The organism is Stenotrophomonas sp. Bg11-02, assembly GCF_002836635.1.
Classification (GTDB): Bacteria; Pseudomonadota; Gammaproteobacteria; order Xanthomonadales; family Xanthomonadaceae; genus Stenotrophomonas; species Stenotrophomonas lacuserhaii.
In genome coordinates this window covers 197,064-222,387 of record NZ_PJAY01000049.1, presented here as the reverse complement: position 1 = coordinate 222,387, position 25,324 = coordinate 197,064, and the positions used below count along the sequence as shown (strand labels likewise).

Genomic DNA, 25,324 nt, shown 5'->3' with positions numbered 1-25,324 from the left:
CCCGGCCATGCTCCGCGCGCTAGCGCGCCTTGTGCAGTTCGGCAGCGCGCTGGGCGACTTTCTTGGCCGAAATGCCACCCCGCCCGATCAATTCCTGCGCGAACAACGAGACACGCAGTTCCTCCACGTCCCAACGCAGCGCCTGCCACTGTGGCCGATCCTGCATCCCCTGCTCACGGCCCTTCTGCAGCGCCTCCAGGAACGGATGCAGCTCCAGCATGCGGGCCTGGTCGCGCGGTGGATCGCGCTTGGCGCGCTCGGTCCGCAGCAGCATGGCCTTGAGGTAGCGCGGGTACTGCGACAGCGCATCGGCAGGCGTGTCGCGCAGGAAGCCGGCATGCACCAGCCCGGCCAGCTGCCGCTCCATGTCATCCAGATTGCCGCGCGCCCAGCCCATCAGCGGTGCCTCCAGCGCGGGTTTGATCTCGGCCACCAGGCCGAGGATCGACTCGGCCAGCTTCAGGCGCTCCATCGCCTCGCCGAACAGTGCCTTGCCCGCACTGTCACGCCGCTGCGCGAACGCCTGCGGGTCCCGGATCGAATCCAGGCCCTCGGCCAGCACGGCATTCATCGCCGCGTCCACGATGTCGCCGCGCAACCTTTCCTGCGACTCGATGGCCGCGTACAACAGGCCGGTTTTCGGTGACACCGGCAACTGTTTGCGCGCCTGCTTGGCCTTCTCGGCCAGGCCGATCTCCAGCAGTCGGCGTACGCCGCGTGGATGCGCTTCAGCGGCCTGCTGCGGATCGGCGAAGATGCGCAGCGCAGCCGAATCCCCTTCGTCCACCAGTGCCGGGTAGGCCGGTACGCCGGCTTCGCCGGGCACCTGCAAGGGGATCGGTGCAGACGGGAAATCGCGCAGCCCTTCTGCTGCCATGTCACGCCCTGCGCGTGCAGCGAAGGCATGGCCGGCCTTGTCACCGAAGCGTGCGCGCAGCCCCTCCAGGTCACGCGAGGTTGCCAGTACCTTGCCCTGCTCGTCGCGCAGGCGCAGGTTCATGTGCAGGTGGGTATCGACCGAGTCCAGGTCGAAGTCGAGCGCGGCCACCGCCGCGCCCGTCGCACGCGACAGGAACCGTGCCAGCTCGCCGCGGATGTCATCGGCACTGGGCTGCGGGAACGCTTCGGCGAAGGCCCGTGCGAAGTCCGGTGCGGGCACGTAGTTGCGCCGCATGGCCTTGGGCAGGCTGCGGATCAACGCTGTGGCCTTGTCCGCCACGAAGCCCGGCGCCAGCCAGCCCAGTTGCACCGGATCCAGTGCGTTGAGCAGGTGCAGCGGCACGTCCAGCGTTACGCCATCGTCGTCCGCGCCGGGTTCGAAGCGGTAGTTCAGCGGCAGCCGGGCATCGCCCAGCGCGAAATACTTCGGGAACCGGTCTTCTTCGCTGCCTTCGCCGGGCAGCAGATCGACGAGTGACCAGGACAGGCCATGCCGCTGCGCAGGCGGCAGGCTCTTCCACCAGGCATCCAGTCCGGCTGCAGAGTGGATATCCGACGGAATCCGGTCCAGGTACCAGCGCGCCTGCCAGCCTTCGTCGGCGACGATTCCGGCGCGGCGCAGCTTGGCTTCCTCTTCGCGCGCTTGTTCCAGCACTTTCTGGTTGTCGGCGACGAAGCTGGCGCGGGTAGTGATCTCACCGGTCACCAGTGCCTGGCGTACGAAGATGTCGTGCGCTTCGACGGGTTCGATGCGACCGTAGTGCACGGGTTTCTTCGGTGCCAGCACCAACCCGAACAGGCTGATCTGTTCCGAGGCCAGCACCTGTCCCTGCGCACGTGACCAGTGCGGATCGAAGTGCTTGCGCAGCAGCAGGTGCGGCAGCTCGGCGATCACCCAGTCCGGCTCGATCGCCGCATTGGTCAGGCCCCAGATCTTCTGCGTATCCAGCAGGGTGGCGGCGAGCAGCCACGGCGGCGGCCGCTTGGCCAGCGTAGAGCCCGGGAACGGCTGGAAACGGCGCTGTCGTGGCGCTTGGAAGTCACCTTTTTCGGTACGGTGGCCGATCTGCGTAGGCAACCCGGCGATCAGCGCGCGATGCAGTGTCTGGTAGGCCGCAGAACGTGCGCGCTCGCTGAAGCCACCGCCTTCCGGTGCCTGCTCCTTCTGCGCACGCACCGCCACCGGCACGGCCGCCTGCTCGGCCGGCTTGCCTTCGCGCGCCAGTCGCGCAGCGCGGTGCAGTTGGCCACGCGTGGCCTTGATCGCGGTGGCGTCATCACTGGCCGCGGCCGGTGCCTTGCTGCCCGCCAGCAGCGGCGCCAGCGAAGCCTCGGCAGCCTCTTCGGTCCAGCCCAGTTCCTCGCACAGCAGGCGCAGCTGACGGTGCAGCTCGCGCCACTCGCGCATGCGCAGGAAACCGAGGAAATTGCGCCCGCACCAGTCACGCAGCTTGGACTGGGTCAGGTCTTCATGGGCCTGGCGGTAGGCATCCCAGAGCCGCAGCACGCCGACGAACTCAGAGCGTCCATCGGCGAACTGGGCATGCGCAGTATCGGCCGCCCCACGGGCTTCGGGCGGACGCTCACGCGGATCCTGGATGCCCAGGAACGAGGCGATCACCAGCATCGGCTTCAGGCAGCCGGCCGCCTGCGCGGCTACCAGCATGCGCGCCAGTTTGACGTCCACCGGCAGTCGCGCCATCTGCTTGCCCACGGCCGTCAGGCGACGCTCGCCATCCACGGCCCCCAGTTCGGCCAGCTGCTGCCAGCCGTCGGCAACCGCGCGTTCGTCCGGCGCTTCCAGGAACGGGAAATCCTCGATCCGGCCCAGGCCCAGCTGCAGCATGCGCAGGATCACCCCGGACAGGCTGGAGCGCCGGATCTCCGGATCAGTGAAGTCCGGCCGGGCCTGGAAATCTGCTTCGGCGTACAGCCGGTAGCAGATGCCCTCGGCCACGCGTCCGCAGCGTCCCTTGCGCTGGTTGGCGCTGGCCTGGGAGATCGGCTCGATATGCAGGCGATCCAGCTTCTGCCGTGGGCTGTAACGCTTGACGCGGGCGAAGCCAGGATCGACCACGTAACGGATGCGCGGAACGGTCAGCGAGGTCTCGGCCACGTTGGTGGCCAGTACGATGCGCCGGTTCGGGCCCGGGTTGAACACACGGTCCTGGTCCTGGTTGGACAGCCGCGCATACAGCGGCAGCACCTCGGTCTGGCGGTACTTGCGCCGTTCCAGCGACTGGTGGGCATCGCGGATCTCGCGCTCGCCCGGCAGGAAGATCAACACATCCCCGCGCGCGTCGATCCGGGTGATCTCATCGATCGCACTGACGATGGCATCGTTGACCGTGCGCTCGCCCTGCTCTTCGCCCTCGCCTTCCAGCGCGCGGTAGCGCACCTCCACCGGGTAGGTGCGCCCTTCCACGCTGATCACCGGCGCATCGTCGAAATGTTCGGCGAAACGTCCGGTATCGATGGTCGCCGAGGTGACGATCAACTTCAGGTCCGGCCGCTTCTTCAGCAGCTGCTTCAGGTAGCCGAGCAGGAAATCGATGTTGAGGCTGCGCTCGTGCGCCTCGTCGACGATGATCGTGTCGTAGCGCGACAACCAGCGGTCGCTGGCGATTTCCGCCAGCAGGATGCCGTCGGTCATGAATTTGATGCGGCTGTCTTCGCTGACCTTGTCATTGAAGCGCACCTGGAAACCCACCAGCTGGCCCAGTTCGCTGTTCAATTCCTGCGCTACGCGGCTGGCCACCGCACGCGCCGCGATCCGCCGCGGCTGGGTGCAGCCGATCATCCCGGCTTCGCCTCGGCCGGCAGCCAGGCACAGTTTGGGCAGCTGGGTGGTCTTGCCCGAACCGGTTTCACCGGCGATCACCACCACCTGGTGGTCACGGATCAGCGCGATGATCGACTCGGCTTCACGCGCGATCGGCAGCTGCGGGTCCAGAGTAATGGCCGGTTTCTGGCTGGCCCTTGCCTGGCGGCGCTGTACCGACGCCTGCAGTGCCTGCTCGAACGCTTGCGCCAAGCCAGCATCCTGCGGCTTGGATTGCCAGCGCGCGAGCATGCCGAGCAGGCGCCCCCGGTCGCGGGTCATCGCGCCGTCGAGGGCGGTCCGCTGCTGCGACAGGCGGGAGGCCGGGTTTTTTTCAATAGAGTTCATCAATCGATTCGTTTAAAAACTTGATAGCGACCAGACATTAGTTCTGGTCTATCGTGAAGATCATCTCATCCACAAGGAGAAACGTCCCCATGGCAAAGACCAAGAGCATCACCAAGGCCCCGGCACTGGCCAGCGCGAAGGCCGCCCAGACCGGCAAGCAGAAGCTCGCCGCGGCAGCACCTTCCGCACCTGGCATTGATATCGGGATCAAGGAAGGCGAGCGCAAGAAGATCGCCGACGGTCTGTCGCGCTACCAGGCTGACGCGTTCACTTTGTACCTGAAAACCCACAACTTCCATTGGAACGTGACCGGGTCGATGTTCAACTCGCTGCACGCCATGTTCGAAACCCAATACACCGAACAGTGGGCCGCGCTGGACGAAGTGGCCGAGCGCATCCGCGCACTGGGCTTCAACGCACCGGGCTCCTACCGCGAATTCGCCGCGCTGACCTCCATCCCGGAAGAGCCCGGCCTGACCAACAGCGCCGACTGGCGTGAAATGGTACGCCAGCTGGTGGTCGCCAACGAAGCGGTCTGCCGCACCGCCCGCCAGGTGCTGGACGTGGCCGACGACGCCGACGACGCCCCCACCGAAGATCTGATGACCCAGCGCCTGCAGACCCACGAGAAGTACGCCTGGATGCTGCGCTCGCTGCTGCAGTAAGGCCGCGGGGCGAAGCCCCGCTGCCTTACTGCCCCCGCATCCCTCCTATCCCCGCGCCTGTCGGCGCGCCCCCCTTAATAAAGGGGGGCTTGCACACGGTGAGATGGCGTGGATGGCGCAGCGCATGGTGCCTGATGGTGCCCGCCGAGCGTGGCTCGGCGCTACCGTGGCCGCTGCGGCGGTAGTTGATTCCTCGCATGCCCGTGGCCGCCATGAACCTGTCGGAGGTGGGGCGGGGAGGCTGTGCAGGACCGTCTGTTGCCATGGATGGCAACAGCGAGCCCCCATGGACGGGTTCACGGCGTGTCCTGCACAGCCTCCCCGCCCCGCCCACCACCCAGCCCTGCCGCTTTTGACGTTCGCGCAGAACGCAACGCAGAACAGCACTCCGCCCGAACGGGTAAACTAACGGGATGCCTTCCAGTCCCGCGCACGAGCTGCTCCGCCGCGTCTTTGGTTACGACGACTTCCGCGGCCCGCAACGGGACATCGTCGAGCACGTCGCTGCCGGCCATGATGCCCTTGTCCTGATGCCCACCGGCGGCGGCAAGTCGCTCTGCTACCAGGTCCCGGCCCTGCTGCGGGACGGCTGCGGCATCATCATCTCCCCGCTGATCGCGCTGATGCAGGACCAGGTCGAAGCCCTGCGCCAGCTCGGCGTGCGCGCCGAATTCCTGAACTCCACCCTGGATGGCGAAACCGCTGCGCGCGTCGAACGCGACCTGCTGGCCGGCGAGCTCGACATGCTGTACGTCGCTCCCGAACGCCTGCTGACCGGCCGCTTCCTGTCCCTGCTCTCGCGCAGCCGGATCGCCCTGTTCGCCATCGACGAAGCGCACTGCGTGTCACAGTGGGGCCACGACTTCCGGCCGGAATATCGCCAGCTCACCGTCCTGCACGAGCGCTGGCCGGAGATCCCTCGGCTGGCCCTGACCGCCACCGCCGACCCGCCCACCCAGCGCGAAATCGCCGAACGCCTCGACCTGGCCCAGGCGCGGCACTTCGTCAGCTCCTTCGATCGCCCCAACATCCGCTACACCGTGGTGCAGAAGGACAATGCGCGCCAGCAGCTGACCGGCTTCCTGCGCAGCCACCGCGACCAGGCCGGCATCGTCTACTGCATGTCGCGGCGCAAGGTCGAGGAAACCGCCGAATTCCTGTGCAGCCAAGGCTTCACCGCCCTGCCCTACCACGCCGGCCTGCCGGCCGAAGTGCGTGCCACCAACCAGCGCCGCTTCCTGCGCGAGGACGGCATCGTGATGTGCGCCACCATCGCCTTCGGCATGGGCATCGATAAACCGGACGTGCGCTTCGTCGCCCATACCGACCTGCCCAAATCCATGGAAGGCTACTACCAGGAAACCGGCCGTGCCGGCCGCGACGGCGAGCCCGCCGAAGCCTGGCTGTGCTACGGCCTGGGCGATGTAGTGCTGCTCAAGCAGATGATCGAACAGTCCGAGGCCGGGGAAGAACGCAAACAGCTGGAACGCTCCAAGCTGGACCACCTGCTGGGCTACTGCGAATCCATGCAATGCCGGCGCCAGGTGCTGCTGGCTGGCTTCGGCGAGACCTATCCGCAGGCCTGCGGCAACTGTGACAACTGCCTGACCCCACCGGCCGCCTGGGATGCCACCATCCCGGCGCAGAAGGCGCTCAGCTGCGTGTACCGTAGTGGCCAGCGCTATGGCGTAGGCCACCTGATCGACATCCTGCGCGGCAGCGAGAACGACAAGGTGCGCCAGAGCGGCCATGAAAAGCTGAGCACCTATGGCATCGGCAAGGACCTGGACGCGCGGACCTGGCGCAGCGTGTTCCGCCAACTAGTGGCCACCAGCGTGCTGGAAGTGGACACCGCCGGCCATGGCGGCCTGCGCCTGACCGACGCCAGCCGTGACGTGCTCAAGGGCCAGCGGCAGATCAGCATGCGCCGCGACAGCGCCCCCAGCAGCAGCCGCGAACGCAGCACCCAGCGCAGCGGCAGCGGCCTGTCGGTGCTGCCGCAGGACCTGGCGCTGTTCAACGCGCTGCGGGGGCTGCGCGCCGAACTGGCCCGCGAGCAGAACGTGCCGGCCTTCGTGATCTTCCACGACAGCACCCTGCGCAACATCGCCGAACAGCGCCCGACGTCGCTGGACGAACTGGCCCGGGTCGGCGGTATCGGCGGCACCAAGCTGTCGCGCTATGGTCCGCAGCTGATCGAGGTGGTGCGGGAAGAGGGCTGACGGCAGGTGCCTTGTGCTGCTCCAGGGTTGAACCGGCGGTTCAGGCGGGGCTGCATCGACGCACCGATCCGGCTAAGGTAGCGACATGTCCGTGGCCTCCCTCCTGCTGCGCGTGGTGCTGATGATCAGTCTGTTGCTCAACGGACTGAACGCAGCCATGGCCGGAGAACACCGCATGGACGCGCCTGAAACGGCGCCCGCTGCAGCGCCTCCATGCCACGGGCACGCCGCGGCACCGGCCGGCCTGCAGCCGCCGCTCGCCAGCGATCACCAGACCCTGGCAGCACCTGACGACGCCCACTGCAAACTGAAGGACTGCGTGCGGACCTGCGCGCAGCAACCGGCACTGGCTGCCGAAGGGCTCGCCCTGTTGGCCGCCGACTACGCCGGCACACGTCCACCGCAGCAGCCTGTAACGGGCCATCCAACGCCCGCGCTGCCACGCATCCAACGCCCTCCCATCGGCTGATTCCAACGCCCACGCCCGTGGCGTGACTCGATGCTGGCCCGCGCGCCCCTGCGCCGGACCGGTGATGTCCTGCGTCTGGAGTTCCTTACAATGCGTTTTTCTTCTTCCAATGGTCCGGGCCACCCGGCCCAACCGTCACGCCGCCTGTTCGTGCAGGGCCTGGCCGCCGGCGGCGTGGTCGCCGGGGCCGCCGCCACCGGCCTTCCCTTGCACGCGCTGGCTGCCGCCGGTCCTGCCCTGGCCACCGCGCCGCAGGTCCTCGGTCATTCCCACATCGAACTGGCCATCGGCGAATCGGCGGCCAACTTCACCGGCCGCACCCGCCCGGCGATCACGGTCAACGGCAGCCTGCCCGCGCCGATCCTGCGCTGGCGCGAAGGCCAGACCGTGGACATCCACGTGCGCAACACGCTGGCCCACCCCACGTCGATCCACTGGCACGGCATCCTGCTGCCGGCCAACATGGACGGCGTGCCGGGCCTCAGCTTCAACGGCATCGCGCCCGGCGAGGCGTACCACTACCGTTTCACCCTCAAGCAGTCCGGCACCTACTGGTATCACAGCCATTCCATGTTCCAGGAGCAGGCCGGGCTGTACGGCGCGCTGATCATCGACCCGGCGCAGCCGCCGCCGTATGCGTTTGATCGCGAACACCTGATCCTTCTTTCAGACTGGACCGACCTGGATCCCGGCGCGCTGTTCCGGCGCATGAAGAAGCTCGCCGAGCACGACAACTACTACAAGCGCACCCTGCCCGATTTCCTGCGCGATGCGCGTCGCGATGGCTGGGGCGCGGCGCTGTCCGACCGTGGCATGTGGGGCCGGATGCGGATGACCCCGACCGACATCTCCGATGTCAACGCGCATACCTACACCTACCTGATGAACGGCACGGCGCCGGCGGGCAACTGGACCGGGCTGTTCCGCAGCGGCGAGAAAGTGCTGCTGCGCTTCATCAACGGTGGCTCGATGACCTACTTCGACGTGCGCATCCCTGGCCTGAAGATGACCGTGGTCGCCGCCGACGGGCAGTACATCCACCCGGTCAGCATCGATGAATTCCGCATCGCACCGGCCGAGACCTTCGATGTGCTGGTGGAACCCAGCGGCCAGGACGCGTATACGATCTTCTGCCAGGACATGGGCCGCACCGGCTTTGCCGCCGGCACCCTGGCGGTGCGCCACGGGCTGCAGGCACCGGTTCCCGCGCGCGATCCGCGTCCACTGCTGACCATGGCCGACATGGGGCACGACATGGGGCATGCGATGGACCACGGCGGCATGTCCGGACATGGCATGGACCACGCGATGCCGGCGATGGATCACGGCGCACACGCCGGCCACGGGGCGCACGGTGCAGCCGCCGCCATGCCCACGAAGGTCACCCACCCGCACAGCGAGCGCGGCAATCCGCTGGTGGACATGCAGAGCAGCGCCACCGATCCGAAGCTGGACGATCCAGGCATCGGCCTGCGCGATAACGGCCGCCAGGTACTGACCTACGGCGCGATGCGCAGCCTGTTCGAAGACCCCGATGGGCGCGAGCCGGGACGCGAGGTGGAACTGCACCTCACCGGCAACATGGAGAAGTTCGCCTGGTCCTTCGATGGCATCCCCTTCGCCGGGGCCGAACCGTTGCGGCTCAACTACGGCGAGCGCATGCGTATCGTGCTGGTCAACGACACCATGATGCAGCATCCCATCCACCTGCATGGCGTGTGGAGCGACCTGGAAGATGCACAGGGCGATTTCCAGCTGCGCAAGCACACTGTGGACATGCCGCCGGGCACCCGCCGCAGCTACCGCGTGCGCGCCGATGCACTGGGCCGCTGGGCGTTCCACTGCCACCTGCTGTACCACATGGAAGCGGGCATGATGCGCGAAGTGAGGATCGAAGAATGAGCGTCTCCTTGCACCTTGCACGCAGTGCCATGGGCCTGGCGATGCTGTCGGCGTTGCCCGCGCTGGCGCAGTCGCACGACCACCACGCCGCCCCAGCAGCGTCGATGGACCACTCGAAGATGGACCATTCGAAGATGGACCATTCCGGCATGGATCATTCGCAGATGGGCCACGCGCAGCATGATGCTGCCGCGTTGCCGCACGAGCCGATTCCCGCGGTCACCGCCGCCGACCGTGCAGCGGCTTTCCCCGCCATCGACCACGCCGCCATGCAGCACGCCCCCTCCATCAACAGCCTGCTGCTGGTGGATCGGCTGGAACACTGGGACGGCCGCCATGGCACCGGCCAAGCCTGGGAAGCCAGCGGCTGGATCGGCGGGGACATCAACCGCGTATGGCTGCGCAGCGAAGGCGAACGCAGCGGCGGCCGCACCGATGCGGCGGACCTGGAAGTACTGTACGGCCGCAGCATTTCCCCGTGGTGGGACGTGCTGGCCGGTGTGAAGCAGGACTTCCGGCCGGCGGACTCGCGCACCTGGGCGGCACTGGGCATCCAGGGCCTGGCGCCGTACAAGTTCGAAACCTCCGCCACGCTGTACGCCGGCTCCGGCGGCCAAGTGATGGCCACTGCGGAAGTGGAATACGAGGTGCTGCTGAGCAACCGGCTGATCCTGCAGCCGATGGTCGAGGCCACGCTGGCCGCACGTGATGAGCCGGCCCAGCGCATCGGGCGCGGACTCAACAAGGTCGAAGCGGGCGTGCGCCTGCGCTATGAGTTCAGCCGCCGCTTCGCGCCGTACATCGGCATCAGCCATGAGCGCCTGTTCGGCGAAACCGCCGACCGGGCCGAGGCTGACCATGTTCGTGATACGCGCTGGGTGGCCGGCGTCAGGATGTGGTTCTAGGACGCCTTGCCGCAGGCCCCGGTGCACCCTGTGTGCCGGGGCCTTCTACAATGGGCGATGCCTACCACCCTGCGCCGCGCCTGCGTGGACGATGCCGCTGCACTGTCAGACATCGCCATTGCCACCTATACCGAAACCTTCGGCGATTCGTATCCGCCGCAGGACCTGCAGGCCTTCCTGCACGCGCACTACAGCCTGGAACCGCAACGCGCCGAACTGGCTGACCCGCACGCTGCAGCGTGGCTGCTGGAAGCCGATGGACGCGCCGTGGGCTATCTGGCCGCCGGCCCGAACAGCCTGCCGCATCCCCTGGCCGCGGCCGGGGACATCGAACTCAAGCGGCTGTATGTGTTGGCCAGCCACCAGAATGCGGGGCACGGCGAGCGGCTGATGGCCGCGTTCCTTGAGTGGCTGGACAGCCCGTCACCGCGCACCCTGTGGGTGGGCGTGTGGTCGGAAAACCACGGCGCGCAGCGCTTCTACGCGCGCCATGGCTGCCACAAGGTGGGCGAGTACGAGTTCGTCGTCGGTGACTCGCGTGACCGCGAGTACATCCTGCACCGCCCCGCCTGACTGCCTCAGAAATCGAACAGGTCCGACAGGAAGCTTTCCTTCTTCTTTTTCCTGTAGCCATGCTGGTTGTACTGGCCCTGCTGCGCATAGCCGTCGTTGTGGCGCTGGCCCAGGTGGCGCGTATCGCGGTGCTGCACGGCCACCGGCGGCGGTGGCGGCTGGCTGTAAGCCGGGGCCGCAGCCTGTACCGGTGCGGGCGGCGGCACGGCCGGCGCGGAGGCCGAACGCTCGATGATCTTGTCCAGTTCGCCACGGTCCAGCCACACGCCACGGCACTGCGGGCAGTAATCGATCTCGATGCCCTGGCGTTCGGACATGGTCAGCGCCTGGGTCTTGCAAACGGGGCACAGCATCGCTGGCACTCCTGCTAGGGGGGGAGACCTGCACTGTAACCGCCCGCCGATGACTGCATGGCAACAGCCCTGACGATCGGCACATGGACCTCCGGCGCATGCCGGTGTGCTGCGGCGGCGGCATAGTGCCACGTGACCCACGCAAGGATGCCCCGATGAACACGACCTCCCGCTTTCCGGTCCTGCCGGCCTCTGTCGCGCTGGTGCTCGCCGTCGCGCTCGGGTTGTGGGTACGCGATATCGCCAAGGCCATCGGCACGCCGATCCCCGGCCTGCCGATGCCCTTCGGCGGCAGCCTGCTGGACAACCTGCTGGCGACCGCCCTCGCCCTGCTGACCGCGGCCGTGCTGCTGGCACCGGGGCGCTCGCTGGCACGCAGCCTGGGCCTGCAGTGGAACGGTGCGCGTGGACCACTGCTGGTGCTGCTGGCCACCGTACCGTGCTGGCTTGGCCTGTGGTGGCTGGGCGCGCCGGCCACCGACATCGATCTGCTTTCGCTGCTGATGTTGGCCCTGCTGTTTCCGCTCGCCGAAGAAATCCTGTTCCGCGGCCTCGGCTTCGTGTTCGCCCAGCGCGTGTTGGGGTGGCCCTGGTGGCTGGCCGCCAGCGTGCAGGCGGTGCTGTTCGGCGCCGTCCACTGGCTCGGGTTCGGTGGTCCGGAAGCCGGGGCGATGGCCGCGCTGGTGTTCGCGGTGACCGGCATCGGCGGCTTCGTGTTTGCCGTATTGAACCGCCTGGATGGCTACACCCTGTGGAGCGGGCTGGCCCTGCACATTTCGCTCAACCTGGCCTGGAACGTGCTCGCCGTGCCCGATGCCATCGCCATGGGCTGGCAGGGCATCGGCCTGCGCCTTGGCGCGGCCGCCTTGGCCGTGCTGGTGCTGTGGGCGCTGCTTCCGCCCCGTGCACGCCGCACCGGCCCGTTGTAACCAGACCTTACCGATTCCTGCACGCAGGGCTCACCCACGGCCCGCGCATACTTGCGCGCCGCTGGGGCCTGGAGCCTCCGCCGCCCTTGTTCCAATCGTGTCACGGAGCCCGTGCGTCATGTTGTTGTCAAAGCAGAATGTGCAGCCGCGAGTGCTGCTGATCGAAGATTCCGAGGAAACCCTCGAGCTGAGCCGCCTCACCCTGGAAAGCCAGGCCTGCGAAGTGGTGGGGGTCAGTTCGGCGGAGGCCGCGCTGGGCCTGCTCAATGCCGGCGAGCGCTTCGACATGTTGTTCACCGATGTCTGCCTGGGCGGCATCAGCGGCATCGAGGCCGCCAACCGTGTGCGTGCGGCTTTCCCGCGCCTGCCGATCCTGGTCACCTCCGGCATGTGCCAGCACGAGGTGTTGCCGCTGCTGCACCAGGGCATCCACTTCCTGCCCAAGCCGTACAACATGAGCGAACTGCTCGACGCCATCCGCATCTGCTTCCGCCATTCCGGTGAAGGCCTGCCGCACGACGCGCCGCGCGCCGCCTGAGCGGCCTGCCACGGGCGCACCCGCCGAAGCGATGCTAGATTCAGCGCACCGCTTTCGCAGAGGCTGCGCCCGTGACCCGACTGACTGCCAAGGATTTTCATCCGGACCTGCTGGAACTGTATGACGGCTATGTACATGGCCGCCTGAGCCGTCGCGACTTCCTCGACCGCGCTGCCGCCTATGCGATGGCCGGCGTGGCCGCCACCACCCTGCTGGCGGCGCTGAGCCCGGATTACGCGCTGGCCCAGCAGGTGCAGTTCACCGATCCGGACATCGTCGCCGAGTACATCACCTATCCCTCGCCCAATGGCCATGGCCAGGTACGCGGCTATCTGGTGAAACCTGCCAAGGCAGCCGGCAAACTGCCTGCCATCGTGGTGGTGCACGAAAACCGCGGCCTGAATCCGTACATCGAAGACGTCGCCCGACGCGTGGCCAAGGCCGGCTTCATCGCGCTGGCGCCGGATGGGCTGAGTTCGGTCGGCGGCTATCCGGGCAATGACGTGCGCGGCCGCGAACTGCAGGCGCAGGTCGACCCGGAAAAGCTGATGAACGATTTCTTCGCCGCCATCGAGTACCTGCGCGCCTCGCCGCTGGGCACCGGCAAGGTCGGCATCACCGGTTTCTGCTACGGCGGCGGGGTGTCCAACGCGGCGGCCGTGGCCTATCCGGAACTGGATGCGGCGGTGCCGTTCTACGGCCGCCAGGCCAAGCCGGACGATGTGGTCAGGATCAAGGCGCCGTTGCTGCTGCATTTCGCCGAGAAAGATGACAACGTCAATGCCACCTGGCCGGCCTACGAGGCCGCGCTGAAGAAGGCCGGGACAACGTACGAGGCCTATGTCTACCCCGGCACGAACCACGGCTTCCATAACGACTCGACGCCGCGTTACGACCAAGCGGCTGCCGCGCTGGCGTGGGAGCGCACGCTGGGGTGGTTCCGGAAGTATCTGGCGTGATGCCCTGCGGTGCCGGGCGTCACCCGGCATCGCCTTTCAGCGGATCAGAGCCGGATGCCCGGCCGCGCACCCAGGGTGCCCATGGTGAAGGTGTAGCCTTCGTCCATCAGGAACTGCCGCATGCGCATTTCCGCTACCTGCGGGGCGCCCAGGCTGCTGGGGCCGTACAAAGCGTAGACCACCGTCCCGCTTTCAATATCTTCGCGACGCACCGAGATGCCCGGCACCGCCGCGGCCGCCGCCCAGCCAGCACGCAGCTTGGCTGGCGCGATCGACTGCCCGTTGCGCAGCCTGAAACTCAACCAACGTGTTTCAGAATTGTCCTGCCGTTCGTACTTCGCCATCTGTGCGCTGTCCTCCCGAACCAACCTTGACCATACTCGCCTGCCATGTCAGCTCTGAATGAGACGGCAAAGCGAAGGGTGGCCGATCACGGCGGAGCGCGGAGTGGTGCACGCCGCCAGCCTGCCGCAGATCGATTTCTTATAGCGCCGTCGCTGTTTGTCCTGCCAGCCTGCAGTAACACACTGCTGCCGCCGAACCGGAGGGACACGCCGATAGCGTGCGGGCAACGTGCACTGCAGGCGGGCAGCAAGGTGCTGGGTGCCGCGACACTGGTCTATGCCCTCTGGTCGGTCATCAACTACATCGCCCCGCGGGGCGACTCCAATACCTCCGGGCTCCCGCGCCAGGATAATTTCGATTTCGACCATCTGTAGCCCACAAAAAAAAGCGCCTCCGGGGCGCTTTTCTGGTGCTGCCTGCAATGGTGGGCCGTGATGGATTCGAACCATCGACCAAAAGATTAAAAGTCTTCTGCTCTACCAACTGAGCTAACGGCCCATTGCTGCCCCGGCTTTGCACCGGGGGCGAGCATTCTACCCTGATTCGGGCGCCGAGGTGAAGCGCCCGCGCATGTCAGGCGTAATGGGTGGGATCGGCGATACCGGCCTCGTCGAAGCCCTGTGCCCGCAGCCGGCAGGCATCGCAGTGGCCGCAGGCGGCACCTTCGGCGTTGGCGTTGTAGCACGACACCGTAAGCCCGAAATCCACGCCCAGCCGCACGCCTTCGCTGACGATCTGCGCCTTGCTGAGGAACTGCAGCGGTGCGTGCACGGTGATGCCCGCCCCTTCCACTCCCGCCTTGGTGGCCAGGTTGGCCAGCGCCTGGAACGCGGCGATGAACTCCGGACGGCAATCGGGATAGCCGGAGTAGTCCACCGCGTTGACGCCACAGAAAATATCGTTGGCACCGAGCACTTCGGCCCAGCCCAGCGCCAGTGACAGCATGATCGTGTTGCGCGCCGGCACGTAGGTGACCGGGATGCCCTCGCCGCCCGCCTCGGGCACGTCGATGTCATCGGTCAATGCCGAACCGCCGATGCTGCGCAGGTCCACGTCGACGGTCTTGTGCAGGACCACGCCCTGGGCGGCGGCGACGCGGGCGGCGGCCTCCAGTTCGGAGGTGTGGCGTTGCCCGTAGCGCACGCTGAGCGCGTGCACGGCGAAGCCCTGTTCCTGGGCGAGGGCAATGACGGCGGCCGAATCCATGCCGCCGGAGAGAAGCACGACTGCCTTCTTCATGGGTGAATCATCCGGTTTGGGGAGGGGAGCCAGCACGCTGTCCCGCGCCGGGGTGAAGCAGGAACGACGCGGCAGCTTACCTGCCCGGCTCGTCATTCCAGAGGAGTTTGTGCAGCTGCATCTGGAAGCGTACCGGCAACCGGTCGGCGACGATCCAGTCGGCCAGCTCGCGGGCGGTGATTTCGCCCTTGCTGGGCGAGAACAGCACCATCGTGCGTTCGGACAGCGCATGCTCGACGACCATGGCCTTGGCCCAGTCGTAGTCCTCGCGGCTGCAGATCACGAACTTGACCTGGTCGCGCGCGGTCAGCAGGGGCAGGTTTTCCAGTTTGTTGCGCGCCATCTCGGCAGAACCCGGCGTCTTCAGGTCGACCACGCGCGATACGCGCCGATCCACCTCGGACACATCCAGCGCACCGGAGGTTTCCAGCGAAACGTCCATGCCGGCGTCGCACAGCTTCTGCAGCAGGATCAGGCAGCGCTTCTGTGCCAGCGGCTCGCCGCCGGTCACGCAGACGTGGCGCACGCCCTGGGCGAGCACCTCGGCCACGATATCGTCGATATCCCACCAGGTACCGCCATGGAAAGCGTAGGCGGTGTCGCAGTACTGGCAGCGCAGCGGGCAGCCGGTCAGGCGCACGAACACGGTGGGCCAGCCCGCGGTATCCGCCTCGCCCTGCAGCGAAGTGAATATCTCGGTGATCTTCAGCCGCGGCAGCGGCGACTGGACGATGTCACTGGGCGTGGCAACGGCGTTGGCGGGTGTTGCGTTCATGCGGAATTCCGGGGACCTGAAACGAAAGCAGCCGAGCATGGCTCGGCTCTACAAAAAGCGGGTGCCCACGCGGGCCTCAGCGGATCTGCTGGCCCAGGCGGATCGACTGCAGGCGGTCCTGCGCGGTGCGCGCGGCGTCCGAGCCGGGATACTGCGCCACGACCGATTCAAGTGTCTGCTGGGCCTGCTCCACCTGGCCTGCGCCAAACTGGGAAAGACCGACTTTCAGCAGGCCACCGGAGGCCTTGTCGTGGGTCGGATAGCGCGAGATCAGCTCACGGAAACGCTGCTCGGCCATCGGGAAATTGCGGGTGGCGTAATAACTTTCGCCCAGCCAGTACAGCGCGTTGGGGGCGTAGACACCGCTGGGGTACAACTCCAGGAAACTCAGGAACAGCTGCGCGGAGTCATCGTACTTGCCGGCCTTCAATGCATCGAAGGCGACGTTGTAGGTGGTGCGCTCATCGCCGCTGACCGCCAGGCTGCCTGCGTCGCCATGTACCGAAGGCGGCCGCTCTGAAGTGGCCGCTGCGGGAGGCTGCACGGCCGGAACCGGGGGAAGCGGTGCATTGCTGCCGGGTGCCGACGGAACGACCGGCGCTGCTCCACCTTCGAGGCGGTTCAGGCGTTCGTCCAGGTCCAGGAATGCGTCCTGGTTGCCCTGCTTGAGCTGGGCGTTATCGTGCTGCAACTGTTCGATCGTGCCCTGCATCTGCCCGACCTGCTGGCGGAGCTGGGTGATCTGGTTCAACAGGTCCGTGTTGGCACTGTTGTTGTACAGCTGCTGCTCGATCGCGCCGACGCGGTCGGCAAGGCTCTGCCGCTGCGCGTACGCCGGGGCGGCAGCCGTGAAGGCTGCCGCCACGACCAGCATCAGATTGATGCCGATGCGCATGGATTACTGCGCGGTGTAGACGATTTCGACGCGACGGTTCTGCGACCAGCAGGACTCGCTCGAATCGGTGCAGACCGGACGCTCTTCACCGTAGGACACGACGGTCAGCTGCGAAGCCGAACCACCGTTGGCCTGCAGCGCGGAGCTGACGCCGTTGCCACGACGCTCGCCCAGGGCCTGGTTGTACGCGCGCGAACCGCGCTCGTCGGTGTGGCCCTGCAGGGTGATGCGCGAGGACGGACGGTCACGCAGGTACTTGGCGTGGCAGGCCATGATCGCCTGGAACTCGGCCTTGACCGAATCCTGGTCCAGGTCGAAGTACACAACGCGCTGGCGCAGGCAGGCATCGGTGTCCAGGTCGCCCGGGCCGTACAGGCCGGAGGTCGACGGACCGGTCGGCTGGGTGGTGGTCGGCGTGGTGGCCGGCTCGGCCGGCACTTCCTTCACTTTCTTCGAGCAACCGGCCAGGGCGGCCACGGACAACAGGGAAACAAGCAGAACTTTGGTGGTCTTGTTCATGGCGATACCTTTGAGGCTCCTAAGCCGGTGAATGGGGTAAATCTCGGAAAATATTAACACTCTTTTAGCGCTTGGTACGGTATGGCGACCATGCGGGCTCACGGACATCGCCATCGGCCAGCACCAGTCGCTGGCGGACACGGGCATCGGCCGACACCGCGTAGAGAACGCCACGGCCACCTTCGCGCGCGGCGTAGAGCACCATGCTGGCGTTGGGCGCGAAGCTGGGCGACTCATCCAGCGAACCGGTGGAGAGCGTGCTCCAGCGCGGCGAACCCAGCGAGCTGTCCATCATCGCGACCTTGTAGCTGTTGCCCGAACCCTGTGCCACGGCGATCTTCTTGCCGTCCCAGGAAACCGACGGCTTGGCGTTGTAGTTGCCCTGGAAGGTAACGCGCTCGGCGCTGCCGCCGCTTGCAGCAACCTTGTAGACCTGCGGACGGCCGCCGCGATCGGAGGTGAAGTACACCGCGCTACCATCCGGGGCCCAGGTCGGCTCGGTGTCGATGGCCAGGTGGTTGGTCAGCTGGGTCAGCTGCTTGCTGCCGAGGTCCATCGAGTAGACCTCCGGATTGCCCGAACGCGACAGCGTCAGGGCCAGCTTGCGGCCGTCCGGGGAGAACGCCGGGGCGCTGTTGATGCCGCGGAAGCTGGTCACCAGCTCACGTGCGCCGGTGGCGATGTTCTGGATGTAGATCGCCGAATTGCCGCGCTCGAAGCTGACGTAGGCCAGCTTGCCGCCATCCGGGCTCCACGACGGCGACAGCAGCGGTTCGGCCGAACGCACGATGGTCTGCGGGTTGTAGCCATCCGAATCGGCCACCATCAGCGCGTAGCGCATGGCATCGCCGCGGCCGCTGGCGGTGATGTAGGCGATCCGGGTCCAGAACGCGCCACGCACGCCGGTGATCTTTTCGTAGATCGCATCGGCCATCTGGTGGGCGACATCGCGCATGGCGTTGCCGCGCGCGGTCATCGCCAGGCCCAGCAGGCGCTCGCCCTTGGGCACGTCATACAGCTCGTATTCCACGCGGTACGCGCCGGCACCGGCGTCCTGCACGCGGCCGACCACGATGTAGTTCTGCTTCAGCGCGCGCCAGGTCGGGAACTGGATGTCACCGCCGCGGGTGGGCTTTTCCACGATCTGCGCTTCGGGCAGCGTGCGGAACTGGCCCGAACGGTCCAGGTCGGCGCGGATCACCGCGGCCACGTCGGTCTGCGGCGCAGCGGCCGAACCCTCGTAGGGCATCGGCACGACGGTGATCGGCGTGGCCGAGGCACTGCCGCCCACGATGTCAATCTCAAGGCCCTTCTGCTGCGCGAGCGCGGCAAAGGGAAGCAACAGGGCCGCGAACGCGACCATCCAGCGGGGCATCTTTTTCATGGAATGCTCAGTCAAGGAACCACAGCGAGGGATAGCAGGAACGGGGTGAACGGTTTCGCAATCATGAACCAGACCGGTGTGAAAGCAAGGTCGGTGCGAGGTAACGGGGGCTTCGGTGGGTGCCGGGGCTTCGATGGGTGCCGGGGCTTCGGTGGGTGCCGGGGCTTCGGTGGGTGACGACCGTTGGTCGTCACGCTCTTCCTGTCCAAGGCGTGACGACCAAGGGTCGTCACCCACCAGCCCGGGTCAATCCGGGCGGAAGTTGAGGATCAGCTCGCGGTTGAACACCTGCTCGAATCCCGCATACGGCAGCGGCTGGGCATTGAGCACCGCCGCTTCGATCGAGCGCTTGCCGGCCTCGTCGTACGGGCAGCTGGCGCCAACCTTGGCCGACAGCACGCGGCCACCGCGCAGCTGGGTGATCACGATCTGGCAACGCTGGCCTGAGGCGATGTTGTCCGGACGGATCCAGGCATCCTGCACCTTGGCCTGGATCGCCGCAGCGTACTTGGCGGTCAAGTCGTCACTGGTGCCGCCTGCCCCACCCGCCGGCTGCGAGGCCGCACTACTGCTGGCACTGGCATTGGACGCGGCCGCCGCGTTGCGCGCGGCCGCCACCTGGCGCAGCCGCTGCTCGGCCAGCTTGGCTTCCTTCTCGGCCTGCTCACGGCGCGAACGCAGCTCGGCGATCTTCTTCTGCTTGTCCGCCTCGGCCTTGCTTTCGTTGGCCTTGCGCTCGTCCTCGGCGATCTTCTTCTGGCGGTCCGCTTCCTGCTGCTTGGCCAGTCGTGCGCGCTGTTCGGCCTCTTCCTGGCGCTTGCGCTCGGTCAGGTCGATCTGCTCCTGGCGACGCTTCGCCTCCTGCTCCTGCCTGGCCTTTTCCTGCGAAATGGCCAGCGCGCTGACCGCGTCCTGGTCGACCTTGTCCGGCTGCGCCACGCGCTCCTGCGCCTGCGACTGCTGCGGCGTGGGCGCGTCCATCGGGCGCGGTTCGGGGGTCGGCTGCGGCGGCGGGATGGTGTCTTCCGGGATCGGTTCGGGCTCGGCGATGGGCTCGGGGATCGGCTCGGGCAGGGTTTCCAGGCGCTCGGACTGGCGCAGCGCCTGCCGCGCCGCCGAGGCCTCGGCGCTGGACAGGGCCATGTCGGCCTGCACCGCCGGGTCCCCGGCAGCGGCTTCGGTGTTGCGCTCGGGCGACCACAGCCAGGCCACGATGAAGACCAGTGCAAGCAGCAGGTGGACCAGCGCGGCAAGGCTTACCGGCCAGGCCCAGCCCTGTTCTTCGTCGCGCGGCGGCGGCAAGGCGTCACTGTGCATCGGTGGCCAGGCCAACCTTTTCCACGTTCGCGCGCTTCAGCACGTCCATTGCCGCCACGACCTTTTCATAGGCCACGGCACGGTCGGCGGCGACGATCACGCGGACCGTCTTGTCCTGCGCCACGATGCCGCCCAGCCGCGCCTGCATCTCTTCGGCGGACATCGCCGTGGGCTGCTTTTCGTCGGACAGCTTCAGGCTCAGCTGGCCGTCCGCGCGCACGGAAACGACGATCGGATCCTGCTTGCTCTCCAGCGCCTTCGCGTTGGAACGGGGCAGTTCAACCTCGAAGCTCAGCGTCAGCAGCGGCGCGGTGACCATGAAGATGATCAACAGCACGAGCATGACGTCGATGTACGGCACGACGTTGATTTCGGATTTGAGCTTGCGCCGCTTGCGGCGACCGATGGCACTCATGGTGGGCTCCTCGCCTGGGCTCAGTCGTCTGCGCCGGTCTGGCGCTGCAGGATGGAGCTGAACTCATCGGCGAAGGTTTCAAACCGCACCGCCATGCGCTCCACGCGCGTGGTGAAACGGTTGTACGCCCACACGGCGGGGATGGCCACGAACAGGCCGATGGCAGTAGCGAACAGGGCTTCGGAGATGCCCGGCGCCACCGACGCGATGCCGGCCTGCTCACCGCTGTTGATCATGTCGTGCATGGTCACCATGATGCCGAACACGGTGCCGACCAGGCCCACGTAGGGGGCGGTGGAGCCGATGTTGGCCAGCAGCTCCAGGTTGCGCTCCAGGCGGTCCACTTCGCGGGTGTAGGTGGTGCGCATGGCACGCTGCGCGCCTTCCAGCAGGGCACGGCCGTCCAGCCCGCGACGATCGCGCAGACGGTTGTACTCGCGGAAACCGGCTTCGAAGATGGCTTCCAGGCCGCCCACGCTGCGGTTGCGGTCGGTGGCCGAGGAGTACAGCTTGCCGAGGTCGGCGCCGGACCAGAAGCGGTTCTCGAACTCATCCGCTTCACGGGTGGCCTGCGAGAACACGCGGGCCTTGCGGAAGATGATCACCCAGCTGATGAACGAACCGGCCAGCAGCAGCAGCACGATGATGATCACCGGGATGCTGGCCTTGGTCATCAGCTCCCAGTAATTGATGCCGCTGCGCGAGGCCTGTACGGCGGTTTCGGCGGCGGCGCTGGTGACGTCCTCCGGCAGCGCCTCGACCACCGTGGCCTGCAGGCCCAGAAGCATTGCGATCATCGTTGTTCCTCAGTCTGCAAATCAGGATTGTGTGGAGTAAGGGGGTGTTCGTGCGACTTCAGGACCGCCAGCAGTGCATCGTCCATGGCGCGCGGGCGGAAGGATTCCGCATCCAGTGCGGCAATCCTGACCTGCGCGTCCAGCAGCACCTGGCCATCGCGCAGCACCTGCTGGGCAAAGACCATGCTGGCGCGCCGGCACTGCACCAGCGTGGCGCTCACCTGCAGCGCATCGTCCAGTCGCGCCGGCTTGATGAAGTCCATCTCCATGGAGCGGACCGCGAACACCATGCCGTGTTCGCTGCGCATGCGCTCCTGGCCGAAGCCCAGCGCGCGCATCCATTCGGTGCGTGCCCGTTCCATGAAAGCCACGTAGCGGGCGTGGTAGACCACCCCACCTGCGTCGGTATCTTCCCAGTAAATGCGTGTCGGCCAACTGAACCGCGGCTCACTCATTGTCGGATTGCTCGGCGAAAAGGTCTACCGGGGGGGCCTTCGGCTTCAGGCCCAGATGGCGATACGCACGATGTGTGGCCATCCGGCCACGCGCGGTACGCACGAGGAAGCCTTGCTGGATCAGGTAGGGTTCGACCACGTCTTCCAGCGTGCCGCGCTCTTCGGACAGCGCCGCAGCCATCGATTCCACGCCCACCGGGCCGCCATCGAAGTAGTCCACCAGGGTGCGCAGGAAGCGCCGGTCGAGCTCGTCGAAGCCTTCCGGATCGACCTTCAGCATCACCATCGCGGCCTGTGCGACGTCCTGGTCGATGTGCCCGTTGGCCTTGACCTGGGCGTAATCGCGCACGCGCCGCAGCAGCCGGTTGGCGATGCGCGGGGTGCCGCGCGAACGGCGTGCGATCTCCCCTGCCCCGTCGGCGGTGCAGTCGATGCCGAGGATCTTCGCCGAGCGGCGCACGATGCGCGTCAGTTCTTCGGCGGTATAGAACTCCAGCCGCTGCACGATGCCGAAGCGGTCGCGCAACGGCGCGGTAAGCAGGCCGGCCCGGGTGGTGGCGCCGACCAGGGTGAACGGTGGCAGGTCGAGCTTGATCGAGCGCGCTGCGGGCCCCTCGCCGATCATGATGTCGATCTGGAAGTCTTCCATCGCCGGGTACAGCACTTCCTCGACCACCGGGGACAGGCGGTGGATTTCATCGATGAACAGCACATCGTGCGGCTGCAGGTTGGTCAGCAGCGCGGCCAGGTCACCGGCCTTTTCGATCACCGGCCCGGAAGTCACCCGCAGCGCCACGCCGAGCTCGTTGGCGATGACATGGCTGAGGGTGGTCTTGCCCAGCCCCGGCGGACCGAAGATCAGCACGTGGTCCAGCGAATCGCCGCGTGCCTTGGCGGCCTGGATGTAGATGTCCATCTGCTCGCGCACCGGCACCTGGCCGAGGTAATCGGCCATGCGTTTGGGGCGGATGCTGGCATCGACGGCGTCATCCTCGCGGGTGGCGTCGGCGCCAATGATGCGGTGTTCGGTCATCTGCCGATTATGCGGCAAATTGGGCGCGCGCCGTGCGATTGGTGGGTGATCGAACGGGTGATGCCCCCTCGCGGGTGGCTTGAAAGCCGCAGCTGGGTTTGGGCCGGGCGGTGGGGCTGCGCGGGGGACGGCAAAAGCCGCTCCTGCGGGCCTCGTTTCGCGCCATGCATGGCGCGGGTACACGTCATCGCATTCGCGCTGCCGCTCCCACGCTTTGCTGCGCAAACCATGGGCCCCTCCTCACCAACACCCACACCCCGCCGCTTCGCGGCCGCCCCTGACTCAGGGGCTCCCCCCACCCGACACGCTACGGGGCCCTGGTAGCGCCGAGCCGTGCTCGGCGAGCGCAGCGGGCCGTTGGCGGAAACCTCCCGCCGACCATGGGTCGGCGCTACCAGGACCGCATGGTCCAAGGCCGCCATGGGCCTGTCGAAGGTGGGGCGGGGTGGGTTGGCGGGGGCGTTGAGCGCCATGGATGGCGCGAAACGAGGCCCGCCGGAGCGGCTGTTGCCGTCCCCCGCCAACCCTCCCCGCTCCGCCAACAAGCAACCCCGCAGCTGTTGCTGTTGCCGTTGCTCGCCTGAAAGCCGCGCGCAGCGCAGAAAACCCTTAGATCTCGACCTGCGCGCCCAGCTCCACCAGCCGGTTGCCGGGAATCCGGAAGAACCCGGTTGCCGGCGCGGCGTTGCGATGCATCAGCGCGAACAGCTTGTCGCGCCAGATCGGCATGCCGCGGTTGGCGGTGGCCACGATCGTCTCGCGGCTGGCGAAGAACGTGGTGTCCATCGGGTCGAAGTAGATCCCGCCGTGGTCGCATGAACGCATCAGCGCCAGCGGCACGTCCGGGGTCTCCATGAAACCGAACTTGACGTAGACCCGGTGGAAATCATCGCCGACCGATTCGATCTTCAACCGGTGCCCCTCCGGCGCGTACGGCACCGGCAGGGTCACCACGTGCAGGAACACATTGCGCTCGTGCAGCACCTTGTTGTGCTTCAGGTTGTGCATCAGCGCATGCGGCGCCACGGTCGGGTCGGCGGTCAGGAACACCGCCGTGCCCGGCACCCGGACCGGCGGCGCCAGCATCAGCCCCGGCAGGAAGGTATCCAGGCGGATGCCGTCCTTGCGGATCTCGTCGCGCAGCAGCTCGCGGCCACGCCGCCAGGTGCGCATCAGGGTGAACAGCAGGATGCCCAGCACCACCGGGAACCACGCGCCCTGCATCAGCTTGGCGCCGTTGGCGATCACGAAGCCCAGGTCGATGATGAAGAACACCACGCACAGCGCAACGATCCAGTGCCGTGATTTCGGCCACAGGCTGCGCGCCACCAGGGCCAGCAACAGGGTATCGATCAGCATCGTGCCGGACACCGAAATGCCGTAGGCCACCGCCAGGTTGGACGAGCTCTGGAACGCCAGCACCAGCCCGATCACCATCACCGCCAGGCCCCAGTTGATGCCCGGGATGTAGATCTGGCCGATGGTGTCGTGCGAGGTGTGCTTGATCCGCATGCGCGGGATGTAGCCCAGCTGCATCGCCTGGCGGGACACCGAGAACGCCCCGGTGATGACCGACTGCGAGGCGATCACCGCCGCCATCGTGGCCAGGATGATCATCGGGTACAGCGCCCAGTCCGGCACCGCTTCGAAGAACGGGTTCTTCACCGCTTCGGGATGCTCCAGCACCAGCGCGCCCTGGCCCAGGTAGTTCATCACCAGGCACGGCAGCACGAAGAAATACCAGGCGTGGCGGATCGGCTTGGCACCGAAGTGGCCCATGTCGGCGTACAGGGCCTCGCCACCGGTGACCGCCAGCACCACTGCGCCGAGGATGAACACCCCGTGCCAGCCGTGGTCCATGAAGAACCGGATCGCCCACCACGGGTTGAAGGCTTTCAGCACTTCAGGTGCATCGACGATGTTGTACAGGCCGATCGCCGCCAGCGAAACGAACCAGATGCTGGTGATCGGCCCGAACGCCTTGCCGATTTTTTCCGTGCCGAAGCGCTGCGCGGCAAACACCGCCAGCAGCACCACGATGGTGATCGGCAGGATGAAGCGATGCAGGCCGGGCGCAGCGATTTCCAGGCCCTCCACCGCGCCCAGCACCGAAATGGCCGGGGTGATCACCCCGTCACCGAAGAACAGCGAGGCGCCGAAGATGCCGAGGATGCCGACCACGTACGCCGAGCGCGAGCCCTTGCTCAGCGTGCGCTGGGTCAGCGCCATCAGCGCCATGATCCCGCCCTCGCCCTCGTTGTCGGCGCGCATGATGATGGTGACGTACTTCAGGGTCACCACCAGGATCAGCGCCCAGAACGACAGCGACAGCACGCCCAGCACGGTGTCATGGTCGCTGGTCAGCCCGTAGTGGCCGGAGAACGCTTCCTTCAGGGTGTACAGCGGGCTGGTGCCGATGTCACCGAACACCACGCCGATCGCACCGACGACCAAGGCCATGCTGCTCCCGATGGGGGCATGGCCGTGGCTGCCATCTTGCGGGTTGCTGGGGGTGGACATGGCGGGG

General features: G+C 66.9%; 23 protein-coding genes and 1 tRNA gene. 9 read left to right on the top strand and 15 right to left on the bottom strand.

Annotation, left to right across the window (positions count from 1 at the left end):
* Nucleotides 1-19: 19 nt before the first annotated feature.
* Entirely contained in the window at nucleotides 20-4,108 is a 4,089-nt protein-coding gene (gene hrpA, locus CXG43_RS04540; protein WP_101098850.1) for an ATP-dependent RNA helicase HrpA, read from the bottom strand.
* Between the two features lie 89 nt (nucleotides 4,109-4,197).
* On the opposite strand from hrpA, the gene CXG43_RS04535 reads away from it, so the two are divergent.
* The 6 genes from CXG43_RS04535 (at nucleotide 4,198) to CXG43_RS04510 (ending at nucleotide 10,844) form a co-directional block, all read left to right on the top strand.
* Nucleotides 4,198-4,773: a Dps family protein gene (locus CXG43_RS04535; protein ID WP_232767592.1), complete on the top strand. Its 576-nt coding sequence runs from the start codon at nucleotides 4,198-4,200 to the stop codon at nucleotides 4,771-4,773.
* Nucleotides 4,774-5,186: 413 nt separating this feature from the next.
* On the top strand, nucleotides 5,187-6,995 hold the full coding sequence (recQ, locus tag CXG43_RS04530) for a DNA helicase RecQ (RefSeq protein ID WP_101098849.1): 1,809 nt from the start codon (nucleotides 5,187-5,189) through the stop codon (nucleotides 6,993-6,995).
* An 85-nt stretch (nucleotides 6,996-7,080) separates the two neighbouring features.
* Complete coding sequence (locus tag CXG43_RS04525) at nucleotides 7,081-7,464, top strand: CopL family metal-binding regulatory protein (protein ID WP_101098848.1); 384 nt, start codon at nucleotides 7,081-7,083, stop codon at nucleotides 7,462-7,464.
* A 90-nt stretch (nucleotides 7,465-7,554) separates the two neighbouring features.
* Complete coding sequence (locus CXG43_RS04520; RefSeq protein WP_101098870.1) at nucleotides 7,555-9,366, top strand: copper resistance system multicopper oxidase; 1,812 nt, start codon at nucleotides 7,555-7,557, stop codon at nucleotides 9,364-9,366.
* A complete protein-coding gene (locus CXG43_RS04515; RefSeq protein ID WP_101098847.1) occupies nucleotides 9,363-10,271 on the top strand; it encodes a copper resistance protein B in 909 nt (302 codons plus the stop codon). The genes CXG43_RS04520 and CXG43_RS04515 overlap by 4 nt, the downstream gene beginning before the upstream one ends.
* 57 nt (nucleotides 10,272-10,328) lie before the next feature.
* Nucleotides 10,329-10,844, top strand: coding sequence for a GNAT family N-acetyltransferase (locus CXG43_RS04510; protein WP_101098846.1), 516 nt, complete (start codon nucleotides 10,329-10,331; stop codon nucleotides 10,842-10,844).
* Nucleotides 10,845-10,849: 5 nt separating this feature from the next.
* Here the strand turns inward: CXG43_RS04510 and CXG43_RS04505 are convergent, their stop codons facing one another.
* A complete protein-coding gene (locus CXG43_RS04505) occupies nucleotides 10,850-11,197 on the bottom strand; it encodes a zf-TFIIB domain-containing protein (RefSeq protein ID WP_057687323.1) in 348 nt (115 codons plus the stop codon).
* A gap of 155 nt (nucleotides 11,198-11,352) precedes the next feature.
* Between CXG43_RS04505 and CXG43_RS04500 the strand changes: the two genes are divergently transcribed.
* The 3 genes from CXG43_RS04500 (at nucleotide 11,353) to yghX (ending at nucleotide 13,623) form a co-directional block, all read left to right on the top strand.
* Nucleotides 11,353-12,126 (top strand): CPBP family glutamic-type intramembrane protease, encoded by a 774-nt coding sequence (locus CXG43_RS04500; protein ID WP_101098869.1) that lies wholly within the window; start codon nucleotides 11,353-11,355, stop codon nucleotides 12,124-12,126.
* Between the two features lie 118 nt (nucleotides 12,127-12,244).
* Nucleotides 12,245-12,664: a response regulator gene (locus CXG43_RS04495; RefSeq protein ID WP_101098845.1), complete on the top strand. Its 420-nt coding sequence runs from the start codon at nucleotides 12,245-12,247 to the stop codon at nucleotides 12,662-12,664.
* A 71-nt stretch (nucleotides 12,665-12,735) separates the two neighbouring features.
* Nucleotides 12,736-13,623 carry a YghX family hydrolase gene (yghX, locus tag CXG43_RS04490; protein ID WP_101098844.1) on the top strand — a complete coding sequence of 296 codons (888 nt, stop codon included), beginning with the start codon at nucleotides 12,736-12,738 and terminating at the stop codon, nucleotides 13,621-13,623.
* A 44-nt stretch (nucleotides 13,624-13,667) separates the two neighbouring features.
* Here yghX and CXG43_RS04485 read toward each other — a convergent pair whose 3' ends face one another.
* From CXG43_RS04485 to CXG43_RS04425, 13 genes are all read right to left on the bottom strand, one after another.
* Complete coding sequence (locus CXG43_RS04485; protein ID WP_057687320.1) at nucleotides 13,668-13,967, bottom strand: hypothetical protein; 300 nt, start codon at nucleotides 13,965-13,967, stop codon at nucleotides 13,668-13,670.
* A gap of 423 nt (nucleotides 13,968-14,390) precedes the next feature.
* A tRNA-Lys gene (locus tag CXG43_RS04480) sits at nucleotides 14,391-14,466 on the bottom strand.
* A gap of 75 nt (nucleotides 14,467-14,541) precedes the next feature.
* Nucleotides 14,542-15,207: a 7-cyano-7-deazaguanine synthase QueC gene (queC, locus tag CXG43_RS04475; protein WP_101098843.1), complete on the bottom strand. Its 666-nt coding sequence runs from the start codon at nucleotides 15,205-15,207 to the stop codon at nucleotides 14,542-14,544.
* A 76-nt stretch (nucleotides 15,208-15,283) separates the two neighbouring features.
* Entirely contained in the window at nucleotides 15,284-15,982 is a 699-nt protein-coding gene (gene queE / locus CXG43_RS04470) for a 7-carboxy-7-deazaguanine synthase QueE (RefSeq protein WP_101098842.1), read from the bottom strand.
* A gap of 76 nt (nucleotides 15,983-16,058) precedes the next feature.
* Nucleotides 16,059-16,877, bottom strand: coding sequence for a tol-pal system protein YbgF (gene ybgF / locus CXG43_RS04465; RefSeq protein WP_057687316.1), 819 nt, complete (start codon nucleotides 16,875-16,877; stop codon nucleotides 16,059-16,061).
* Between the two features lie 3 nt (nucleotides 16,878-16,880).
* Nucleotides 16,881-17,396, bottom strand: a complete 516-nt coding sequence (gene pal / locus CXG43_RS04460; protein ID WP_042613819.1) for a peptidoglycan-associated lipoprotein Pal — start codon at nucleotides 17,394-17,396, stop codon at nucleotides 16,881-16,883.
* Nucleotides 17,397-17,460: 64 nt separating this feature from the next.
* Nucleotides 17,461-18,780, bottom strand: a complete 1,320-nt coding sequence (tolB, locus tag CXG43_RS04455) for a Tol-Pal system beta propeller repeat protein TolB (protein ID WP_101098841.1) — start codon at nucleotides 18,778-18,780, stop codon at nucleotides 17,461-17,463.
* 246 nt (nucleotides 18,781-19,026) lie between these two features.
* Nucleotides 19,027-20,097 (bottom strand): cell envelope integrity protein TolA, encoded by a 1,071-nt coding sequence (tolA, locus tag CXG43_RS04450; RefSeq protein ID WP_101098840.1) that lies wholly within the window; start codon nucleotides 20,095-20,097, stop codon nucleotides 19,027-19,029.
* Nucleotides 20,087-20,512: a protein TolR gene (tolR, locus tag CXG43_RS04445; RefSeq protein ID WP_042613822.1), complete on the bottom strand. Its 426-nt coding sequence runs from the start codon at nucleotides 20,510-20,512 to the stop codon at nucleotides 20,087-20,089. The genes tolA and tolR overlap by 11 nt, the downstream gene beginning before the upstream one ends.
* Before the next feature lie 20 nt (nucleotides 20,513-20,532).
* Complete coding sequence (gene tolQ / locus CXG43_RS04440) at nucleotides 20,533-21,309, bottom strand: protein TolQ (RefSeq protein WP_042613823.1); 777 nt, start codon at nucleotides 21,307-21,309, stop codon at nucleotides 20,533-20,535.
* Nucleotides 21,306-21,764: a tol-pal system-associated acyl-CoA thioesterase gene (gene ybgC, locus CXG43_RS04435; protein ID WP_101098839.1), complete on the bottom strand. Its 459-nt coding sequence runs from the start codon at nucleotides 21,762-21,764 to the stop codon at nucleotides 21,306-21,308. The genes tolQ and ybgC overlap by 4 nt, the downstream gene beginning before the upstream one ends.
* Nucleotides 21,757-22,797, bottom strand: a complete 1,041-nt coding sequence (gene ruvB / locus CXG43_RS04430; RefSeq protein WP_101098838.1) for a Holliday junction branch migration DNA helicase RuvB — start codon at nucleotides 22,795-22,797, stop codon at nucleotides 21,757-21,759. Before ruvB ends, ybgC begins: the two co-directional genes overlap by 8 nt.
* Nucleotides 22,798-23,406: 609 nt before the next feature.
* Nucleotides 23,407-25,257, bottom strand: coding sequence for a potassium transporter Kup (locus tag CXG43_RS04425; RefSeq protein WP_101098868.1), 1,851 nt, complete (start codon nucleotides 25,255-25,257; stop codon nucleotides 23,407-23,409).
* Nucleotides 25,258-25,324 lie beyond the last annotated feature (67 nt).

What these genes read in the sequence shown, in the direction of transcription:
- tolB (WP_101098841.1), bottom strand. Translation starts at nt 18,780, where the DNA reads ATGAAAAAGATGCCCCGCTGGATGGTCGCGTTCGCGGCCCTGTTGCTT.
- CXG43_RS04510 (WP_101098846.1), top strand. Translation starts at nt 10,329, where the DNA reads ATGCCTACCACCCTGCGCCGCGCCTGCGTGGACGATGCCGCTGCACTG.
- ybgC (WP_101098839.1), bottom strand. Translation starts at nt 21,764, where the DNA reads ATGAGTGAGCCGCGGTTCAGTTGGCCGACACGCATTTACTGGGAAGAT.
- queC (WP_101098843.1), bottom strand. Translation starts at nt 15,207, where the DNA reads ATGAAGAAGGCAGTCGTGCTTCTCTCCGGCGGCATGGATTCGGCCGCC.
- tolA (WP_101098840.1), bottom strand. Translation starts at nt 20,097, where the DNA reads ATGCACAGTGACGCCTTGCCGCCGCCGCGCGACGAAGAACAGGGCTGG.
- queE (WP_101098842.1), bottom strand. Translation starts at nt 15,982, where the DNA reads ATGAACGCAACACCCGCCAACGCCGTTGCCACGCCCAGTGACATCGTC.
- recQ (WP_101098849.1), top strand. Translation starts at nt 5,187, where the DNA reads ATGCCTTCCAGTCCCGCGCACGAGCTGCTCCGCCGCGTCTTTGGTTAC.
- CXG43_RS04485 (WP_057687320.1), bottom strand. Translation starts at nt 13,967, where the DNA reads ATGGCGAAGTACGAACGGCAGGACAATTCTGAAACACGTTGGTTGAGT.
- ruvB (WP_101098838.1), bottom strand. Translation starts at nt 22,797, where the DNA reads ATGACCGAACACCGCATCATTGGCGCCGACGCCACCCGCGAGGATGAC.
- ybgF (WP_057687316.1), bottom strand. Translation starts at nt 16,877, where the DNA reads ATGCGCATCGGCATCAATCTGATGCTGGTCGTGGCGGCAGCCTTCACG.
- CXG43_RS04505 (WP_057687323.1), bottom strand. Translation starts at nt 11,197, where the DNA reads ATGCTGTGCCCCGTTTGCAAGACCCAGGCGCTGACCATGTCCGAACGC.
- hrpA (WP_101098850.1), bottom strand. Translation starts at nt 4,108, where the DNA reads ATGAACTCTATTGAAAAAAACCCGGCCTCCCGCCTGTCGCAGCAGCGG.
- CXG43_RS04425 (WP_101098868.1), bottom strand. Translation starts at nt 25,257, where the DNA reads ATGGCCTTGGTCGTCGGTGCGATCGGCGTGGTGTTCGGTGACATCGGC.
- CXG43_RS04525 (WP_101098848.1), top strand. Translation starts at nt 7,081, where the DNA reads ATGTCCGTGGCCTCCCTCCTGCTGCGCGTGGTGCTGATGATCAGTCTG.
- CXG43_RS04495 (WP_101098845.1), top strand. Translation starts at nt 12,245, where the DNA reads ATGTTGTTGTCAAAGCAGAATGTGCAGCCGCGAGTGCTGCTGATCGAA.
- CXG43_RS04520 (WP_101098870.1), top strand. Translation starts at nt 7,555, where the DNA reads ATGCGTTTTTCTTCTTCCAATGGTCCGGGCCACCCGGCCCAACCGTCA.
- tolQ (WP_042613823.1), bottom strand. Translation starts at nt 21,309, where the DNA reads ATGATCGCAATGCTTCTGGGCCTGCAGGCCACGGTGGTCGAGGCGCTG.
- tolR (WP_042613822.1), bottom strand. Translation starts at nt 20,512, where the DNA reads ATGAGTGCCATCGGTCGCCGCAAGCGGCGCAAGCTCAAATCCGAAATC.
- CXG43_RS04535 (WP_232767592.1), top strand. Translation starts at nt 4,198, where the DNA reads ATGGCAAAGACCAAGAGCATCACCAAGGCCCCGGCACTGGCCAGCGCG.
- CXG43_RS04500 (WP_101098869.1), top strand. Translation starts at nt 11,353, where the DNA reads ATGAACACGACCTCCCGCTTTCCGGTCCTGCCGGCCTCTGTCGCGCTG.
- pal (WP_042613819.1), bottom strand. Translation starts at nt 17,396, where the DNA reads ATGAACAAGACCACCAAAGTTCTGCTTGTTTCCCTGTTGTCCGTGGCC.
- CXG43_RS04515 (WP_101098847.1), top strand. Translation starts at nt 9,363, where the DNA reads ATGAGCGTCTCCTTGCACCTTGCACGCAGTGCCATGGGCCTGGCGATG.